The following is an 18,907-nucleotide window of genomic DNA, read 5'->3' as shown; positions in this document are numbered from 1 at the left end:
TCAGCGTGGGACAATTTCACTGATCTTGCCGGCTCTGTAGGATAATGATCTGCGTGATAACCCCAGATAGGTGGCGGTTGCCGACTTATTGCCACCGTGCATTTTTAAGGCAGCACATATAATTTTATCAACATATGCATTTAAGCTAAAGGGAGCAGCCGGTAATGCCAGCGGAGCATCTAGAGCTAGCATTACCGGCTGTTGCTGTGGTTGTACCGGGTAACTGCAGTCTGAAGCAATGTTGAGATGGTCAGCTTGGAGTTCAGGGTGATTGAACATAAAAACAGACCATTCAATTGCATTTTTCAACTCACGGACATTCCCGGGCCAGGAGTGCCTAAGCAATCTTCGTGCGGCCTCATTTGATATGCTGACAAATTTTTTTTCTTTCTGCGTTGAAAAGTGGTGTAAGAACATTTCTGCCAGCGGTATGATACATTCCGGCTGATGGCGTAATGGTGGCAGGAAGATTTGTCCCACATTAAGGCGATAATATAGATCGCGGCGGAATCTCCCGTCCTCGACAGCTTTGTTCAGGCTGCTGTTCGTGGCACAAATAACACGGACGTCTGATTTGATTTTTTTTAGACCGCCTACCCGGTAAAATTCCTTTTCCTGCAGCACCCGTAGTAACTTAGCCTGTATTTCAGGGGGCATTTCGCTGATTTCATCTAAAAATAGTGTACCTCCTGCAGCGATATCCAGCTTACCCTTTTGACCACGTACGAGGCCGCCGGTAAAGGAACCGGCCTCGTAGCCAAATAATTCACTTTCAAATAACATTGGTGTCAGGGCGGCGCAGTTGATATCGATAAACGGTGCGGCTACCGCAAAATCGGCGTAATGGATACGTTTGGCGATCAGTTCCTTGCCTGTTCCTGTTTCGCCCTGGATAAGAACAGGGATAGATCGGTCTTGATGATACTGTGTAGCCTGCCTGTAGATATCTTGCATTGCCTCGCTAAAGATACCAATTTCGCCGATACCTTCGGCTTTAGCGGCCAGTTTTCTTAACCGGCAAATTTCGTTGGCTGTTTCCAGGGTTTCGGCACGTACCTCTTGCTCAAAATAATCGGTAAGGCGATGATTCTCCCGCAATAAGCCCTGGTGCTCGGCTACTTTTTCAGTGACAATTACCAGTTCCTGAAGGTTTATGGGCTTTAATAAGTAATCAAAGGCCCCCATGCGCAGGGCATCAATGGCTGATTCCATTGTACCGTGCCCGGTAAACAACACAACATCTGTATAGGCTGCACCTGGTGAAGACTTAACCTGCTTTAATAAATCAACACCAGACATCTTTGGCATGCGGATATCAGTCAAAATCATAGGGAAGCTTCCTGCTGAATAGGTGGACAATGCTTCTTCGCCATTACAGCATTCTGTTACCTGATAGCCTAGTTTGTAAAGAAAATTCCCAACAGAGATACGGTTGTCAGCATCGTCATCGACAAGTAGAATTTTCAAAGACTGTCCTCCTTACTGTTTTATTTGATGCGAAATGTTGCCAGCTCAAATGATAGTTATTGAAAATACTGACTAGCACATAATATAGAAAATTCTAACAAAATCTTTGATTCCCTTATTCGACATTTTTCCTTATGAATCCTTGGAAAGATAGCAGTTATCCTAAATACTCAGTAGCTCCACTGAAATAAATAACCAGATTATGTAATATTAGTAGATATCAAGCAGGAAATTGACATAAATTAGCGAAATCTATCGGCTATGTGATAAGATGAACTTATGTATTTATATTATTAATTAGCTTTGTATTGGGGGGAGAAGCATGTCAGAGATACTACTGACTTGTGAAGAAAAATGCGCTGGTTGTAACAAATGTATCGCTAAATGCCCGGTTAATGCCAATATTGCTTATGCTGTTGGCGGGCAGAATAAGGTAAAGGTTGATCAAGCTAAGTGTATTCATTGTGGGGAATGTATTGATGTCTGTGATCATCATGCCCGGGATTTCGCTGACGATACAGAAAGGTTTTTTCAAGACCTTAAGCAGGGTGTCAGGATCTCGGTAGTCGCTGCGCCGGCCGTTCGGTTCAACTTCGAGTATAGGAGGTTGTTTGGTTATCTAAAGTCGGCCGGGGTAAACATAATATATGACGTGTCTTTTGGTGCCGATATTACTACCTGGGCTTATTTAAAGGCAATCAAAGAATATAGTCTGGATTCGATTATTGCTCAACCCTGTCCGGCGATTGTCAATTATGTTGAAAAGTACAAACCGGAATTAATCCCCCGGCTTGCCCCGATCCATAGCCCTGTGATGTGTACTGCGGTATATCTCAAAAAATATGCCGGGGTTGAAGATAAGCTTGCCTTTTTGTCACCCTGTATTGGCAAGATTGATGAGATAAATGAAACAACTACTCAGGGGTTAATCGATTATAATGTTACCTATCAAAAATTAGGTGAGTATCTTAAGCGCAACCAGATTGTATTGTCACAGTATCAAGACACGGATTTTGATGGCGTCAGCTGTGGAATAGGCCTTACCTTCAGCCGTCCCGGCGGATTACGGGAAAATGTTGAGCATCATACCCGTGGAAGCAGCGTCTGGATCAGGCAGGTCGAAGGGCCGCAGCATGCTTATCACTATCTTGAGGAATATGCTGAAAGAATGAAGGCCGGCAAGAAGCTGCCATTACTTGTTGACATCCTCAATTGTTCCTATGGCTGCAACAAGGGAACAGGTACAACAAAGGCTCTCTCTATTGATGATATTGACTATCTTATGAATGATTTGAAAGCCGATAAGGTTAAAGAACAGAGTAAAAAGGGGTTTTATAAAAAGGTTTACGCATTATTTGCAAGATTTGATAAAGAGCTCAGGCTTAGTGATTTTTCCCGGCGGTATCAGGATGAATCAGGCACTGTCAAGGTGCTGGACTCATCAGACGCGGTTCTTGCGCCGGTATTTACAAAGCTGCATAAAACGACTGAGGAGTCACGCAACATAAATTGTTATGCCTGTGGTTTTGGTAATTGCCGGAATTTCGCGCAGGCAGTTGTTAACGGGTTTAACCATCCGGATAACTGTATTGACTATAATCGTCATGAATTAGCCTTGGAACACCAGGCCACAGTCGAAAAAACCCAGGAGATCGAAGCCATGATGGCCGAAGTGAAGGCGTTAAGTGAGGCGAGGTCTGCGGCTGCCAACAGGCTTGAAGAACGGGTTAAAGACATAAACAGCGCTATTCAGGAGGTATCTCTCGGCAGCAGTGATAACGCCAAGAGTATTGAAACAATCAACCTGGATGTCCTGTCCTTGCTCCAGACTGCCAATGAGCTCAGGGATAGTGTGCGTCAGGTGGAAGCTAAGCTGCAGGACTTTACCTCTGCCTCTGATGAGATTGTCGGTATCGCCGGCCAAACTAATCTGCTGTCACTTAATGCAACCATTGAAGCTGCCCGGGCCGGGGAGCATGGCAAAGGGTTTGCTGTGGTTGCCAACGAGGTTCGCCTGCTGGCCGATAAGTCCAAGGATACGGTTGCTTCTACTAAGGCCAGTGTGGACTCGATCGCTAAGCAAATCGAAGCCATTCTTAATATATCAAACATCCTTGAAACAAAAATGGATGCAGTAAGTTCGGAAATAACCAGTATTTCAGCGACTATCGAAGAGGTTACGGCAAAGTGTCAGGAGATCGCAGCAACAGCTGACAGCCTGGTAAAATAGAACTAATTACTAAATTGACCGACCGCAGTCCCGGAGGGGACTGCGGTCGGTTGTTAAGTATTGAAGGCCTAACAGCTTGGCGAATCGTTATCGCAGAAGCAGAAAAATAAAAGAATAATAATAATAATTATAATCGAACTCGAATTGTTTCCTTTGCCAAACCCACAGCTCATTGAGTAATCCCCCTCTTAATCTATTACGCTTATACAGCGCTGATTTGTTGCATTGTATGCTACAGAGGAGGTTTTGGTTAAAGATGTTTTTGCTCCTGGAGGAAATATTCTGCTGGATAAAGAAGCTAAGGAGAATAATACTATAGAGAGGGGTGGGACAATTGGAGTTTAAATACCGGCTTGATGAGCGCCCCCCGCTTACTGAATTAGTGCTTTTTTCCTTGCAGTGGTTTTTGGTGGTTGTTCCCTATATTATCATTCTTGGCACAATTGCGGCAGGTATTCATTACTCGGAATCGACTGCTTTACAACTACAGTATCTGCAGAAGGTTTTCTTTGTGACAGGAATAACAATGCTTGTCCAGGTTCTAAGGGGGCATCGCCTGCCACTTATTGTTGGGCCGGCGGCTGTGCTTTTAAGCGGACTGATGGCAAGTCAGGGTGAACCCACTGGCAGTGCCGCGTATTTCTCGATTATTGTTTGTGGTATACTGCTTGCCGGCTTAAGTAGTTTAAAGCTGCTCCGACGTATTAGTGACCTGTTCACCCCGCGTGTTGTCGGGGTGGTGTTGTTGTTAATTGCCTTTACCATGCTTCCTGCTATTTTAAATCTAATCCTTGCCGGAGCGGGTAATCCGTTTGGGCGACTGGTATTTTCATTTACCATGATCATGGTTTTAATGGCTGGCCAGCGGTTGTTACCTGACGCACTAAAGTCAACAATTGTGATTTGGGCGCTGATCCTGGGCAGCCTGGCTTATTATGGGTTAGCTGCCGGTTGTTTTACCGCGTGCCCCGGTGTTATCCCAGGCTGCGGCTGAGGGGGGGCTTTTGGCTGCAAACCTGAGTTTTGATCCTGTTGTTGTTATTTCGTTCTTATTTTGTTTTTTTGCGCTAACGGCCAATGATCTGGGATCGATCCAGAGTACGGCCAATCTGCTTGCTGTCAGGGATGTTGAACAACGCACCAATGCGGGTCTGGTCGTGACCGGGCTGGGCAATATCCTTGCCGGCTGCCTGGGGGTAATTGGCCCTGTTAATTATTCGTTCAGCAGTGGGGTGATTATTGCCTCAGGCTGTGCGTCGCGGTTTCCGCTTGCGGCTGCAGCGGTGGGCATGATCGTGCTCGCATTTACGCCAGGTATTATCAGTGTCTTTTCGTATATACCTGCGGTGGTTACCGGCAGTTTGCTCTTTTACACCATGTGTTCGCAGGTGTCCGGCGGGCTGCTGATGTTAGGCAAGTCCTTTGAAACGTCAGGAATGGAGACAGGTCTGTTAATTGGCTTTTCGCTGATGCTCGGAACAATGGTGGCCTTTTTACCAGCTTCTGTGACCGCAGGTATACCCGCATTAGTTAGACCGCTGCTGACAAATGGCTTTGTTGTCGGTGTGTCGGCGGCGTTAATCCTTGAACATTTAGTCTATAAAAAAGGTGGTGTCAAGAGCGATGGCAAGCCTGACTGATATTGCCGGAATTAAGGTTGGACATGCACAAGATTTTACTGCAGCCACGGGCTGTACGGTTATCATCTGCCAGGGCGGGGCAGTGGCCGGTGTTGATGTGCGGGGCGGCGCGCCAGGCACGCGTGAAACTGATTTGCTGAATCCGGTCAACTATGTTGACAAGGTGCATGCGGTGCTGCTGGCTGGCGGCAGTGCCTTCGGTCTTGACGCAGCAGCTGGTGTTATGCAGTACCTGGAGGAACAGGGGGCAGGTTTTGATGTTGGTGTAGCCAAGGTGCCGATTGTGTCCGGGGCGGTACTGTTTGACCTGGCTTGCGGTGACTACCGGGTAAGACCGGATAAAGCCATGGGGTATGCTGCCTGTCTGGCGGCCGGGAGTCCGGAAGTGGCTGAGGGTTCGGTGGGGGCTGGTACCGGCGCTACTGTCGGCAAGGTGTTTGGTATGGCGCATGCCATGAAAGGCGGGATAGGCACTTGGTGCCTGGCAGCCGGCCCGCTGCTGGTGGGAGCAGTGGTTGCTGTTAATTGCCTTGGCGATGTTGTTAATGCTGCTGACGGAGGAATTCTGGCCGGTGCATTTAGCGAAACTCCTTTTACCTTCCTCAACTGTGAGGAGGGTATGATTGCTCAGTATAAACAACAGGATAGTCGGTTTTCCGGCAATACCACGATTGGTACGGTCGTTACCAACGCAGTTTTAACCAAAAGCCAGGCTCAAAAGGTGGCGTCAATGGCTCACAATGGTTATGCCCGGACAATCCGCCCGGCACACACCCTCTTTGATGGTGACACTATTTTTGCACTGGCTACCGGCCAGGTAGCAGCCGATGTGAGCGCAGTTGGCATACTGGCTGCACGGGCTGTTGAGCAGGCTGTAATCCGGGCTGTTAGCCAGGCAACGCCGTTAGCGGGATTTAAGTGCTGTCGCGATATACATATGCCTCAATAAGGCGTTTTCAGGCGCAGGTGGTTGATGGGTTGTATAAATTAAGCAAAGAAAAATGAGATTGCCAGAGCAATCTCATTTTTCTTTTTTAGTGGTGTTGTTTAACAAACCGTCTGATCCGCTCCAGAGCTTCTGAGAGGTTGCTGATTGAAGAGGCATAAGAGCAGCGGATAAAACCCTCACCACTCTCACCGAACGCATCGCCAGGAACTACCGCTACTTTTTCAGCCTTCAGGAGTTCCTCCGCAAACTGCATGGAGGTTAGGCCGGTTTCTTTGATAGCAGGGAAGATATAAAAGGCCCCTTTGGGTTCAAAGCAGGTTAGACCGATACTGTGCAGACCCTCAAGCATCAGCTGGCGGCGACAGTTATACTCGGCGACCATTTTCTCCATTTTCTCTTTACCGTGCCGGAGGGCTTCAATGGCGCCCAGCTGGGCAGTAATCGGGGCGCACAGCATGGTATATTGATGGATTTTATTCATGGCGGCAATAAAATCCGGATTGGACAGTGCATAGCCAATCCGCCAGCCGGTCATAGCGTAGGCTTTGGAAAAGCCATTTAAAAGAATGGTGCGGTCGCGCATTTCCGGTAAACTGGCAAAACAGGTATGGGTTCCATCATAAGTGAGGTCAGCATATATTTCATCAGAGATAACAATCAGATCATGTTTTTGGGCAAACCGGGCAATAGCCTCCAGGTCTTTTTTAGGCATAATGGCACCTGTCGGGTTGTTGGGATAGCCGATTAACAGCGCCTTGGTCCGCGGGGTTATCAGTTTTTCCAATTGCGCTACCGTGACGCGGAACTCATGCTCGATGGTTGTTGGCACCGGTACCGGCACACCGCCTGCCAGCATAACGCAGGCTTTATATGATACATAACAGGGCTCGGGGATGAGCACCTCGTCCCTGGGGCTGAGCAGGGCCCGTATGGCCAAATCAAGTGCTTCGCTGACACCAACTGTGACTAAGACCTCTGTGCGGGGGTCATAGGCTACGTTATAATTGGTGTAAATAGTACGGGCAATCTCTTCTCTGAGCTCTAAGAGGCCATAATTTGAGGTGTAGGTTGTATAGCCTTTGTGCAGGCCGTGAACACAGCTTTCCCGGATATGCCAGGGGGTGATAAAATCGGGTTCGCCAACACCGAGTGAGATAACCCCCTTCATTTCTGCAGCAATATCGAAGAAGCGTCTGATCCCTGAGGGGGGGACTGCTTTAACAGCAGGCGATATGCGGTCAGCCCAGCTCATGGCGATACCACCAGCCGGTGATCGTCTTCGCGGTCTTCAATGATAACACCGGCGTATTTATACCGTTTTAACATAAAATGGGTTGTTGTGCTAATCACGCCATCAATTGTTGATAGCTTTGTGGCAACAAACTGGGAGACCTCTTTGAGCGTGTGGCCTTCAACCATGACGCTCAAGTCATAAGCTCCTGACATCAGGTATAGGCTGACAACCTCGGGAAAGCGGCAGATGCGTTCAGCAATCGCGTCAAAGCCTACTTCCCGCTGCGGTGTAATTCTAACGTCAATAACGGCGGTGACCCGGTCTTCACCCACCTGGTCCCAATTAATAATCGGCTGGTATTTGACAATGACTTTCTCTGCTTCAAGGCGTTTAATGTGTGCATCTACCTCTTCTTTGGAGATGTGAAGCAGGGCAGCAAGCTGCTCACGGGGTTGGGTGCAATCTTTTTCTAATAATTCCAGTAGCTCTTTCATAAAGTTGAAATCCTCCCTAAATTATATCCGAGTAAAGAAGGTTGCAGGCGCAGGCAGGTGGTGTGTTCGCCTGAATATTTAACGCGTTGTATAAAAAATAAAAAATCCCGTCCTTAGAAAAAGGACGGGATTATAGTTCCCGCGGTACCACCTAGATTAGCCAACATGGGCTCGCTCTGTCCTGTTAACGCCAGGCAACGGTAGCACTTACTAAATTTCAGCCTACAGCTCAAGGGTGGCTTTCCCAAACCATCTTCCGCCGGTTTTCACCCTAGCCGGCTCTCTGAGGGGTAAGATTGTTTTGGTACTGTCCCTGTCATCACATTAATCATGTTAATTTGTAAATATAGTATCATAAAAAAAAGCTCAAGGCAAGTCATAATGCTATTTTGTGTTTTTAAAAGAAATTAAATTTCTTTGCTCATATCCCTGATCAACTCTCGTATCTCTATCTGCTTTGACAGTAAACCGTTTTGCAGCAAAAAGTCCTGGGTCTTTTCCAAATCTCTTATATCGTTGTCAGTGATCGCCGGATTAAAGTCATACCAGCTATACATTTGCTTGACATCTTCAACCGATAAGCCTGTCTCTTCTGCAGACATGCGGTATACATCGTCCGGATGTTCTTTCATATAGGTTAGGCTCTGCTGGTGTACCTTCATATACCGCTTAACAATCCCGGTGTTTTCCTGCAGGAATTTGCCTTCCACAGCAATTACAATGGTAGCATCCAGCAGGCCTTCACCGGTGGCGATAATGCGGCCGCCGGCTTCAATGGCTTTAGGAACAGCCGGACCAGCAACAAGTGCTGCCGCGACATCGCCGGACATCATGGCTGTAACACCTTGAGGGATGCCCATGTTGACGAATTTGACCGCATCGCCGGTCAGATGCTGCTGTTTGAGTGCGGCTAAAAGCAGTTGATGGAGTATCGTTCCTTTAGGACCGGCCACTGTTTTGTCTTTGAGGTCGGCTATTGTTATGATCGCCGGGTCTTTAGTCATAATGACAAAAGCCTTGGGGGCGCGGCTATACATCCCGATGATTTTAATGTCAAGGCCGTTTGCGGCCGCCAGTATGGCTGAGGTACCACCCAGGGCATTGCAGAAGTCCAGGGAGCCGGAGGCTAACGCTGCCGTCATTTTTGGTCCCTCGGTAATCTCGGGAAAGACAACTTTGGTATTGTCTTTGGCGAATTCTTTCTCAAAGAGCTCAAGCTTTTTCTCGATAATCGAGGGTACATTGAGCGGCAGTTTAACATAGGAAATATTAATAGTTTCAAGTTTTTTTGCTGTCGCCGGGCTCGTTTGGCTTGTTCCGCAGCCTGTAATTGTCAACACGAAGAGGCATAAGAGAGCCAGGGCAATACCTTTTTTCATAGGTCACGCTCCTTTGATTAGTTGTTTTGCCAGTTAATCCAGCATGATGGCTTGCAGCACTTGCGTTCTGATATCGTAGAACTCCCTGGAGGCTGGGTTACGGGGATAAGCAAGGGCTACCGGGATACTCTCGCGAATGCGCCCGTTACCCATGACAATTACCTGCTGGCCCAGCAGTACTGCCTCATCGACATCATGGGTAACAAACAGAATTGTTTTCCGGGAGAGTAAGAATATGTTGATAAGCTCTTTCTGGAGACTGGCTCTGGTAAAAGCATCTAATGCCCCTAAGGGTTCATCCATTAAAATGATGTCAGGGTTGTAGCAGAGGGCACGGCCCAGGGCTGTCCGTTGGGCCATACCGCCGGAGATTTGAGACGGATAAGCCTTACTGAAATCTTCCAGATTCAGCATTTTTAAATAATGGGCTACTGTCTGCTGTACCTGATCACGTTCTTCCACATTTAGGAGGGCAAAGGCCATATTCTTTTCCACGGTTAGCCATGGCATCAGCCGCGGCTCTTGAAAGACCAGGCCGATTTTAGCATTCACCGGGTTAAAGACCATTGTGCCGGAACTTGCGGGCTCCAGGCCGGCGATAAGCCGGAGCAGGGTTGTTTTACCGCAGCCGCTGCGCCCGACAATGGTGATAAACCTACCGGTTTCAACGGTAAGGTTGACATCTGCTACTGCCGCGACCTGCTTCGTCTCGAGGGTATAGGTTTTGCCAACACCACTTAGCGTTAACGTGATCATAAGTCTGCCGTCCTTTTGACCCAGGGCATGCCATATTGAGTTAGCTTTAAAAACAGATAGTCAATAATGTAGCCGATGGAGCCAATGGTAAGAATACCAATGATTACAATATCTGAGCGGGAGATTTGTTCGGCGTCCAGGATCATATAGCCGATACCGGCTGATGCGGCAACAAGCTCGGCGCCGATAAGTGCCCGCCAACTGTAACCCAGCCCCAGGCGCATGCCGATAATGATAAAGGGTAAGGTCGCAGGAAAAGTAATCCTGAGAAATTTTTCGCCGGCGCTCAAGCCAAAAGCATCGCCTACTTCCAGCAATTTCTCGTCACAGTGACGAATGCCGTTTAGCGTATTTAAGAAGATCGGGAAAAAAGCGGCCAGGATAATTACGGCAAGCTTTGAGGCTTCGCCGATACCAAACCACAGAATCAACAGCGGGATACAGGCCAGAGGCGGGATATGGCGGACAAATTCGAGCGGTGGGTTAATGAACGGCGCAAACTGCCTGTTTATACCAAGCAGTACCGCTAATGGGAACGCCAACAGCAAAGAAAAGCAAAAGCCGGAAATAACCCGGTAAAAACTGACTGAGAGGTGTTTCAGGAGTACACCTTTATCCAGCAGGGAGAGCCCTGTGGCCAATACTTGTTCCGGTGGCGGCAGGATATAGAAACTGACAAGCTTAAGTTTGGAGACTACCAACCAAAGCAAGAGTACAATAGTGGGAATAAGGAGACCTTTAATGAAAGTCATGGGTGCGGCTAGCTCCTTTTGGCGGTTAGTATAGCAGGATGCAGATCTATTGGTATAATATACCTTGGATAATTTCGACATAGTTACATATAAATTCCTGCAAATAAGTGGATTATCCTACATTAGATGACCTGATTTATTTATGCATTAGCAGGATTATACAGAAATTTACTAGAATAGAATCCATTTGGATAACTGATAATCGTATTTTCGATTTAGGAAGGAGGCGGCAGTGTTGGGGCATGGCAATGTGGAAGGAGCCATACTGGTTTTGTTCTTTTTTGCTATTGCTGTAGCTATGCCGCTGTCCGGTTTTCTGTTTGGTAAACAAAATAGCAGTGTATTTTTTACGCTTAGTTGGCTGGCCTTTTGTACTGGCGTCCAGTTATTCGCACAACTGGAAATAAGGCAGGTATTCATTGCCGTACCGCTCTTTTGGGACAATGTCACGCTGTTTGCCACTTGTTTACTGCCGGCAGCGTTTTATCGTTTGTTAGAACAGTGTGTGTGCCATTATCGGCATATCTGGCTTGAGCGCTTTGTCCGGCTGCATGTTGTGTATGCAGTAGCCGCACTGTTAGGCCTGTCGGCAAATATCGTTGCCACTGGCGGGGTTGACCTTGTTTTTGCCGGTATAACCGCCGGCACTGGTTTAGTTGCCGGCGGTGTTGTTGTCTACAAGGCTGTTTACGGGAATTCTGCCGCAAGAACTATTGTCACAGGCCTTATAGTAGTTGCGGTTTTATTAGGTACCTCCCTGCTCCTTAAAGGCGGGGGCGTAGTTTGGCCGATGCTATACACGGTACATTGGGGCTTTGGTATTATGATACTGACATTTTTGCTGTTGTTGCGGCACCAGTTGTATGAGGAGAATGTAAGCAGCAGGCGGGTACTGGCAAGGACCTGGCGAACCTTAAGCGGTCCGGGGATTGGTGGCAAAGAATCTCTGGCTGTTCAGGCCCCGGGGGCTGCATTGCCGGTAGAACCGCTGCCGGCCGCCGGTTCACCCTGTCAGTCGTCAGGCGTGGCTGTTTCGCCTGACAAAATTGCCCGTTTTGCCCATGAAATAAACTCCCCATTGGGTACAGGAATTATGGCAGCCTCTTATCTCGGTCAGGAAGTAGAGAGTCTGACCCTGTTATTTAAACAAGGGGCTGTAAAAAAGTCCGATCTTGAAAAACATCTTAACCTGTACAGCGAATCAGCCGATAGTATACTTGCCAATCTGCAAACTGCCGCCGAGATAGTTAGCGATTTCCGGAAGTCAGTAGCCGGATCAGAACGGCGGCAGGTCTTTAGCGTTAAAGCCCAGGCTAAACAGGTATTGCTGGCGTTAAAACCCCGCCTTACCCAGGCCGGTCATCAAATACAGCTTGTATGCGGCGCTGACTTTAGCATCAACGGGTTTCCCGGCTTGTTTACCCAGATCATTACCAATCTGGTGCTTAACTCGCTGATTCATGGTTACGACCAGGGGGATCAGGGCAGTATCGTGTTAAAAATATCAAAAGAAGAACAGGTGGCAGTACTTGAGTATTCAGATGATGGCAAAGGGATCTGCGAGGATACCCTGGCCCATATATTTGATCCTTATTTTACGACTAACCGGGAGCAAGGCAGTAGTGGACTTGGACTTAGTATTGTTAAGGAGATAATTACAGCAAAGTTTGGTGGCACGATTGACTGCCACAGCACTGAGGGTAAGGGCGTCATTTTTACAATAAGGTTTCCCATAGGAGAGTTGAAACAATGACTAATGAAGCAGACAAATTAATTTTGGATATTGAAGACAATGACAGCCTGGTGGCTTTTGCTCCCGAACACACAGCAGATGGCAGCGCTAAATGGAAAATAATTATTGTCGATGATGACAGAGGGATTCACGAGATAACCAGAAAAATTCTTCGGGAATTTACCTTTGAGGGCAAACCTTTACAACTTTTGAGTGCTTATTCACCGGCCGAAGCCAGGGAGTTAGTGCGGTACAACGCTGATGTGGCTGTAATTTTGCTGGATGTTATGATGGATGGCGATAAGGCCGGGCTGGAGGTAGCAAGGTGTATCAGGGAAGATCTGAGCAATCATCTGGTCCGGATTATTCTAAGGACCGGCCAGCCGCAGGAAGCACCTGAGGAAACGGTGATCCGTGACTACGATATTAACGATTATAAAGAAAAGACCGAGCTTACCGCCCGTAAATTAACAACAACCATAATTGCCTCCCTTAGATCATACCGGGATATCGTCAACCTTGATAATAATCGAAAAGGCCTGGAAAAAACGCTGGAATCGGCGGCTGCTTTATTAGAGGCTCAGTCGCTGAAACGTCTGGCCGCCTGTGTACTTACCCAGCTGTTGTCTATTTTGAGTATTAACGGCAACCACCGGGCAGAGGCCATCTCCGGACTGGTGGCGGTTAAAGAGGCTAATGGTGAATTTTATATATTGGATGGTACCGAAAAATATTGTGGTATAGTTGGCTGCCCGGCCAGGCAAATGGCTGCTGGTGATCTTGATGGGATCATTGATAAAGCACGGCAGAGTAAAAAAGGCGTCCATGCGGATAACTGTTTTATTCAGTACTTTAAAGGGAAAAATCAACATGAGAGCTTTATTTACTTAGAAGGCTTAAATAGCTTATCCGATTGGGAAAAAAATCTGATCAATATTTTTGGAATGACAGTCGCAGCTACTTTTGATAACAGCTTTCTCGCCCAGGAGATAGAGGATACCCAGAAAGAAATCATCTTTACCCTTGGTGAGTTCTCGGAGGTGCGCTCTAAAGAGACCGGCAACCATGTACGGCGAGTGGCAGAATACTCCAAGCTGCTTGCTTTAAAATATGGATTGGCAGAGGAAGAAGCTGAGCTGATTAAACTGGCTTCACCGATGCATGATGTCGGTAAACTGGGTATTACAGATTCTATCCTTAACAAGCCTGGTAAATTGGCCCCGGAGGAATTTGAGGTCATCAAAGCGCATGGTGTTCTCGGCTATGAGATACTGCGCAGTTCAAACCGCAAGATTATGCAGGCGGCCGCCCTGATTGCGTTACAGCACCACGAAAAATATGACGGCACAGGCTATCCGGACGGCCTAAAAGGGGAAGCTATCGATATTTATGGCAGAATCACCGCCATTGCCGATGTCTTTGATGCTTTAGGAAGTAAACGGGTCTACAAAGACGCCTGGCCGCTGGATAAGATCCTCGAATACTTTGCCGGTGAGCGGGGCAGGCATTTCGACCCCACCCTGGTGGATCTCTTTCTTGAACACCTGGATGAATTTCTGCATATCAGAGATACGCTTAAAGACCTGTAAGCAGAGAAAATTTTGCAAAGTTTGCACATTGACAGATAGTTTTGTTTCACAGTAAACTACAATATGGAATAATGTTTACTGAGGGGAGAATTATTGTGGGGGATTCGCAGCAAAAGAGAGAGGGCTTTTCATCAGGCCTGGCCGTTTTTTTTGCCACATTAGGCAGTGCCGTTGGTTTGGGGAACATCTGGAAATTTCCCTATCTTACCGGGCAGTTTGGCGGCGGGGCATTTTTGCTGGTATATTTTATCTGTATTGTGCTAGTTGGCCTGCCGGTCATGTTAAGTGAGTTTTATCTGGGGCGCAGCACCCGCAGAAATGCCGTTGGTGCTTTTGAAAAGCTCAAGCCGGGAACGGCCTGGCGCTATACCGGTGTGATGGCTGTATTTGGTGTATATTTGATTATGTTCTTTTACAGCTGTGTTGCCGGCTGGGTCTACCTGTATCTGTTTAAAGCCATCTCCGGTGACTTTGCCGGTATTACCGCTGCAGCGGCTAAAGCCCAGTTTGGCAGTGTCGTGGTTGGGCCGCTAAGCCCGATTATCTGGCAGGTAATCGTAATGGCTACCGTTTCCGCTATCCTCATCATGGGGGTTAAAAAAGGGATAGAACGCATCACTAAAACACTGATGCCGCTTTTTTTTGTGTTAATTGTGCTGTGCGATATTCGCGCCTTGACACTGCCTGGGGCCGGCGCCGGTATTGATTTTCTCTTTAATGTCGATTTCAGTAAGATTACACCGCCAGTTATTTTGACGGCGCTGGGGCTTTCATTCTTTAAACTGTCGCTGGGGATGGGGACAATGGTTACTTATAGCAGCTATTTTACCCATGATAATAACCTGTTTGGCACAGCGGCCAAAGTGGCGGTTTCCGATACCCTGGTCTCAATGTTGGCAGGTCTTGCTATATTCCCGGCAGTGTTTTCATTTGGTATGGAGCCAGGGGCTGGCCCGGGTCTGTTATTTATGACCATTCCGCTCGTATTCTCCCAGATGCCGCTGGGCGGTGTCCTGTTAGTTGCTTTTTTCTTCCTGGCATCAATTGCCGCCACCACTGCGATGCTGTCGCTGGTGGAAGTGCCTGTTGCCTATTTCGCGGAAGAAAAGGGCTATGGCCGTAAAAAAGCGGTAGCGCTAAATGCTGTAATTATTATATCCTTCGGTGTGCTGGCCGCATTATCTGCAGATAGTTCAGCGCTGTTGGGCCAGTATACTGTTTTTGGCAAAGGCTTTTTTGATCTCTTTGATTATATATCCTCGAATATTTTAATGCCGGTAGGCGGCCTGTTGGTAGCTCTGTTTGTTGGTTATGTTGTTAAAACCTCTGAGCTGCGCCAGGAATTGACCAATGATGGCAAAATCGCCGCCGGCTTGTTTAACCTGTTTTTCTTTATTGTTCGATATATTACGCCAGCGCTGCTGCTTTTAGTTTTCTTAAACTCCATTGGTGTGATAAAATTGTAATACCGCTGGAATGCACAACGGGGACGGTTTTTGACCATTGTTGGTCAAAACCGTCCCCCTCTATTAGGAGGCGACTGCATTGTCTGAGATTGATTATCTATATGAGTGGTTTCAGGGCTATGTTAAGGCGTATTATACCGGTGATAAGTTTGTCATGGACAGGGTGCTGCTCAAAGAGGCGCACAGCAAACGGGTTGCGGCCATTTCAGCCAGCCTGGCTGCTTATTTAGGGCTGGATGACAGGCAAACGCTGCTAGCCGAGGTTATCGGCCTGGTCCATGACCTTTCCCGTTTCCGCCAGGTTACTGAATACCGCACTTTTGTTGATGCCGAGTCCTTTGATCATGGCGATGCCGGGGCTGAGGAATTTGCGCACAGCGGTATGCTGGCGGGATTTACTGACGACGAACTGGGGATGATTCGCTTTGCCATTACCAATCATAATAAAATGCTGATTCCGCCTGCCGGCCCGCAGCATGAGCTGTTTGCCAAGATCATCCGCGATGCCGATAAGCTGGATATCTTTAGGATTCTGCCGCCAATCCAGGCCAATCATGACTATTCCCCCAAACTGATCAGTCAGTTAAAGACCGGCGGGGTGTTATCCTATACTGATGTTAAAACAATGGCTGACAAACGGCTGATCAGGCTGAGCTGGTTTTACGATATCTACTTTGACTGGACACTGGCAAAGCTGGTTGCGGAAGGCCATCTGGAGCGGCAGCTGGCCGCTCTGCCTGATACCGGGGATTGTGTTGTAATCAAGGAAACAATGAAAGCATATATTAGTAACAGTCTATCCTCCCTGCCATAAAACACCAGCCCATCCGCAGTAACGGATGGGCTGGTGTTTTTGACTCACGGGGACGGTTCTCTTGAGTCAGCCAAGGGGCTATTTAAGCAACGGGGTAAGCTTCCCCTGGTGCAGGATGTGCAGATAATACATTGCCCGGGATAAAGCCACATATAGCAGCTTGGCGTCATGAAAATCGCCGGTGAACTTATGCTCTGAGGCATTCCAGATAATAACACCGTCAAATTCAAGACCTTTAGCCAGGATGATCGGGGCTACCGTAATGCCGCCATGGTAGCTCAGTACGCTGCCTGTAATCAGATTGAGGTTGGTAAGATGGGGCGCGGCAGACTGCAGGCCTTCATATAATTTCAGGCTGTCATCCTCTGTTTTAGTAAGTATGCCGATGGATTTACAACCTAGCTGCTGAAATTCCTCAATTGTCGCGATGGTGCGGTTGAGTGCCGCCAGCGCTGAGGGGGCTTGCTCGATGACCGGCTGCCGGCCAATCTCGTATACTGGGATGGCTTTCGACCGGCCGGAGGGGATGACTTTGTTGAATAAATCAACAATTTCTTTGGCTGAGCGGTAACTGAAGTTGACCTCATAGTAACGGCATTTGGCTTCATCAAATACCTCTTTAAGGAGCGCCTGCCAGCTTGTAAGTCCCCGGTCGGTATGAATGGCCTGCGACATGTCGCCCATTATGGTAAAGGATGTGTTGCGGGACAGGCGGGAGAGTACGATATACTCCAGGAGATTGATATCCTGGCCTTCATCAACGGCAATATGGTCAAACTTGCCGACATGGGTGAGGCCGTCTACAAGCAGTTTGAGGTAACACAACCCTGCCAGGTCATCCCGTTCAATCTGACCTGTTTCAAGAATTGCCTGGGTATGGGTGGCAAGTACATCGATATCGACACCATGGGGTTTTACTTTGCGCCAGGCCTGTTTATCCTGGATTAGCTCTGCATAGCCGGTTAATAGCTCAAGAAACGGCCATTTGGCAGCATGCCGTTCAATAAATTCATTGCCTTCGGCAGTATAACGGGCTGCCGTTTTCTCATCTGCCCTTGCTTCACCCCGTTTATATCTTGCTTCATAAACCTCGACAAAGTTTCTTACCCGGAAGCTGATATATTTCTGCAGTGAACGCAGTCGCTCGTTATAAGGGATGCCGGCGCCTTCGACAACTTTCTCCAGCTGCTGTTCCCGGCTGATGACAAGCAGGTTATCAAATAGGTTTATGTCTTTGAGTTTTAGACAGAATTTTTCCAGTCGTTTGTCTAAGAAGACCTCCATGACCTTAATAAACTCGGGCGTTCCTTTCCATCTGGCCACTGTGGCCAGTGGTTCAGAATCAGCAGCCGCAGGGCTGATAACCGGCTCAAACTGCATAATTGCTGCAGCTAAATCAGTGAAAGTCGTTTGCTTAACGTCCTGGGCATCAATCTCAGGCAGCAGGTCAGAGATATAGTCCAGGAAGATTTTGTTGGGGGCAATAATGACAAGTTTCTCCGGGTTAAGCTTTTCATTGTATAAGAGGTAGGATAAGCGGTGCAGGCCGATGGTGCTTTTGCCTGACCCGGCTACCCCCTGGATGATAGTAACCTGGTTGATTGGTTCGCGGATAATCTGGTTTTGTTCTGAGCGGATGGAGGTAACAATATCCTTAAGGCGGTCACCGGCACCCTTTAACAGGCGCTCCAAAAGAAAAGGATCGGCAATTAGCGACTCCTGCTGGCGGTTCATCAGCTTGCTCAGGATATTGTCCTCGGACATCGAGATAAGCTGGCTGTCTTCGATCTTATATTGACGCTTAAGATTGACATCGCCTGTGTAGGTATAGCGATCTAACACCTCATAACTGGCGCGTCCGTCCTGGCATTCATAGAAAATTGTCGATACCGGATCCCGCCAATCAAACACCAGGATATCCTTAACGGTTTCAATATCCAGTTTGGCGACTTTGGTCCGGCCAATATAATAGTGTTCAAATTCTTCGGCGCCATCTTCACGAAAATCAACGCGGCCAAAATAAGGGCTGTCAAGGGCTCTTGCAATGTCAGATGCTTTAAGGGCATGGTCACTTTTCATCAGTGAGTGGACATAAGCGCTTACTTCATCTTTCTTGGAACGGGACTGACTGATCTTATGAACACGATCTTCCATATCGTTTTCTAAATCTCTGATAATTTGTTTCATAGATTGGATGGTTTCAGCTAAATGCTGCTGCTCTTGGGGAAAATCAGGATGATTGCTCATGGCGGTTACCTCGCGTATCTTAGCATTGTTTTCCAGGGTTGTTAGAATATTATAGGACTAGATTATTATGTTTAGCAAGCCATGATGTAATGCTTGGCAAGTATTTCTGGTAATTGTTTAGCAAAGGGTCTAGGATTTTGCATGACATTCAACAGAAG

15 protein-coding genes and 1 other annotated feature are annotated in these 18,907 nt (G+C 47.6%); of the genes, 8 read left to right on the top strand and 7 right to left on the bottom strand.

Going from position 1 to position 18,907, the window contains the following annotated elements:
- The gene (locus VN379_RS03645; protein WP_325530900.1) at positions 1–1,467 is read right to left on the bottom strand and encodes a sigma-54 dependent transcriptional regulator; all 1,467 of its coding nucleotides are present in this window, start codon (positions 1,465–1,467) and stop codon (positions 1–3) included.
- Between the two features lie 322 nt (positions 1,468–1,789).
- On the opposite strand from VN379_RS03645, the gene VN379_RS03640 reads away from it, so the two are divergent.
- The 4 genes from VN379_RS03640 to VN379_RS03625 all read left to right on the top strand — a co-directional run bounded on the left by VN379_RS03640 (position 1,790) and on the right by VN379_RS03625 (position 6,286).
- Positions 1,790–3,697 carry a [Fe-Fe] hydrogenase large subunit C-terminal domain-containing protein gene (locus tag VN379_RS03640; protein WP_325530898.1) on the top strand — a complete coding sequence of 636 codons (1,908 nt, stop codon included), beginning with the start codon at positions 1,790–1,792 and terminating at the stop codon, positions 3,695–3,697.
- 334 nt (positions 3,698–4,031) lie between these two features.
- Entirely contained in the window at positions 4,032–4,691 is a 660-nt protein-coding gene (locus tag VN379_RS03635) for a solute carrier family 23 protein (RefSeq protein WP_325530896.1), read from the top strand.
- A 10-nt stretch (positions 4,692–4,701) separates the two neighbouring features.
- Complete coding sequence (locus tag VN379_RS03630) at positions 4,702–5,337, top strand: purine/pyrimidine permease (RefSeq protein WP_325530894.1); 636 nt, start codon at positions 4,702–4,704, stop codon at positions 5,335–5,337.
- Positions 5,321–6,286 (top strand): P1 family peptidase, encoded by a 966-nt coding sequence (locus VN379_RS03625; RefSeq protein ID WP_325530892.1) that lies wholly within the window; start codon positions 5,321–5,323, stop codon positions 6,284–6,286. Before VN379_RS03630 ends, VN379_RS03625 begins: the two co-directional genes overlap by 17 nt.
- A gap of 85 nt (positions 6,287–6,371) precedes the next feature.
- Here VN379_RS03625 and VN379_RS03620 read toward each other — a convergent pair whose 3' ends face one another.
- The 5 genes from VN379_RS03620 to VN379_RS03600 all read right to left on the bottom strand — a co-directional run bounded on the left by VN379_RS03620 (position 6,372) and on the right by VN379_RS03600 (position 10,901).
- The gene (locus VN379_RS03620) at positions 6,372–7,538 is read right to left on the bottom strand and encodes an aminotransferase class I/II-fold pyridoxal phosphate-dependent enzyme (RefSeq protein ID WP_325530890.1); all 1,167 of its coding nucleotides are present in this window, start codon (positions 7,536–7,538) and stop codon (positions 6,372–6,374) included.
- Positions 7,535–8,014: an Lrp/AsnC family transcriptional regulator gene (locus VN379_RS03615; RefSeq protein WP_325530888.1), complete on the bottom strand. Its 480-nt coding sequence runs from the start codon at positions 8,012–8,014 to the stop codon at positions 7,535–7,537. The genes VN379_RS03620 and VN379_RS03615 overlap by 4 nt, the downstream gene beginning before the upstream one ends.
- 117 nt (positions 8,015–8,131) lie before the next feature.
- Positions 8,132–8,343: a binding site (T-box leader), on the bottom strand.
- A gap of 78 nt (positions 8,344–8,421) precedes the next feature.
- The gene (locus tag VN379_RS03610; protein WP_325530886.1) at positions 8,422–9,393 is read right to left on the bottom strand and encodes an NrtA/SsuA/CpmA family ABC transporter substrate-binding protein; all 972 of its coding nucleotides are present in this window, start codon (positions 9,391–9,393) and stop codon (positions 8,422–8,424) included.
- Between the two features lie 33 nt (positions 9,394–9,426).
- Entirely contained in the window at positions 9,427–10,149 is a 723-nt protein-coding gene (locus tag VN379_RS03605) for an ABC transporter ATP-binding protein (protein WP_325530884.1), read from the bottom strand.
- Positions 10,146–10,901: an ABC transporter permease gene (locus VN379_RS03600; RefSeq protein ID WP_325530882.1), complete on the bottom strand. Its 756-nt coding sequence runs from the start codon at positions 10,899–10,901 to the stop codon at positions 10,146–10,148. The genes VN379_RS03605 and VN379_RS03600 overlap by 4 nt, the downstream gene beginning before the upstream one ends.
- A 235-nt stretch (positions 10,902–11,136) precedes the next feature.
- Here VN379_RS03600 and VN379_RS03595 point away from each other — a divergent pair, with 235 nt between their 5' ends.
- The 4 genes from VN379_RS03595 to VN379_RS03580 all read left to right on the top strand — a co-directional run bounded on the left by VN379_RS03595 (position 11,137) and on the right by VN379_RS03580 (position 16,502).
- On the top strand, positions 11,137–12,654 hold the full coding sequence (locus VN379_RS03595; protein ID WP_325530880.1) for a HAMP domain-containing sensor histidine kinase: 1,518 nt from the start codon (positions 11,137–11,139) through the stop codon (positions 12,652–12,654).
- Positions 12,651–14,222, top strand: coding sequence for a DUF3369 domain-containing protein (locus VN379_RS03590; protein ID WP_325530878.1), 1,572 nt, complete (start codon positions 12,651–12,653; stop codon positions 14,220–14,222). The genes VN379_RS03595 and VN379_RS03590 overlap by 4 nt, the downstream gene beginning before the upstream one ends.
- Before the next feature lie 95 nt (positions 14,223–14,317).
- The gene (locus VN379_RS03585; protein ID WP_325530876.1) at positions 14,318–15,688 is read left to right on the top strand and encodes a sodium-dependent transporter; all 1,371 of its coding nucleotides are present in this window, start codon (positions 14,318–14,320) and stop codon (positions 15,686–15,688) included.
- A 79-nt stretch (positions 15,689–15,767) separates the two neighbouring features.
- Entirely contained in the window at positions 15,768–16,502 is a 735-nt protein-coding gene (locus VN379_RS03580) for an HD domain-containing protein (RefSeq protein WP_325530874.1), read from the top strand.
- A 78-nt stretch (positions 16,503–16,580) separates the two neighbouring features.
- Here VN379_RS03580 and VN379_RS03575 read toward each other — a convergent pair whose 3' ends face one another.
- A complete protein-coding gene (locus VN379_RS03575) occupies positions 16,581–18,749 on the bottom strand; it encodes a HelD family protein (RefSeq protein WP_325530872.1) in 2,169 nt (722 codons plus the stop codon).
- Between the last annotated feature and the right edge of the window lie 158 nt (positions 18,750–18,907).

Source organism: Sporomusa sp., assembly GCF_035561255.1.
Classification (GTDB): domain Bacteria; phylum Bacillota; class Negativicutes; order Sporomusales; family Sporomusaceae; genus Sporomusa.
Note: the sequence above shows the minus strand (reverse complement) of the source record. Positions and strands in the feature narration are given on the sequence as shown.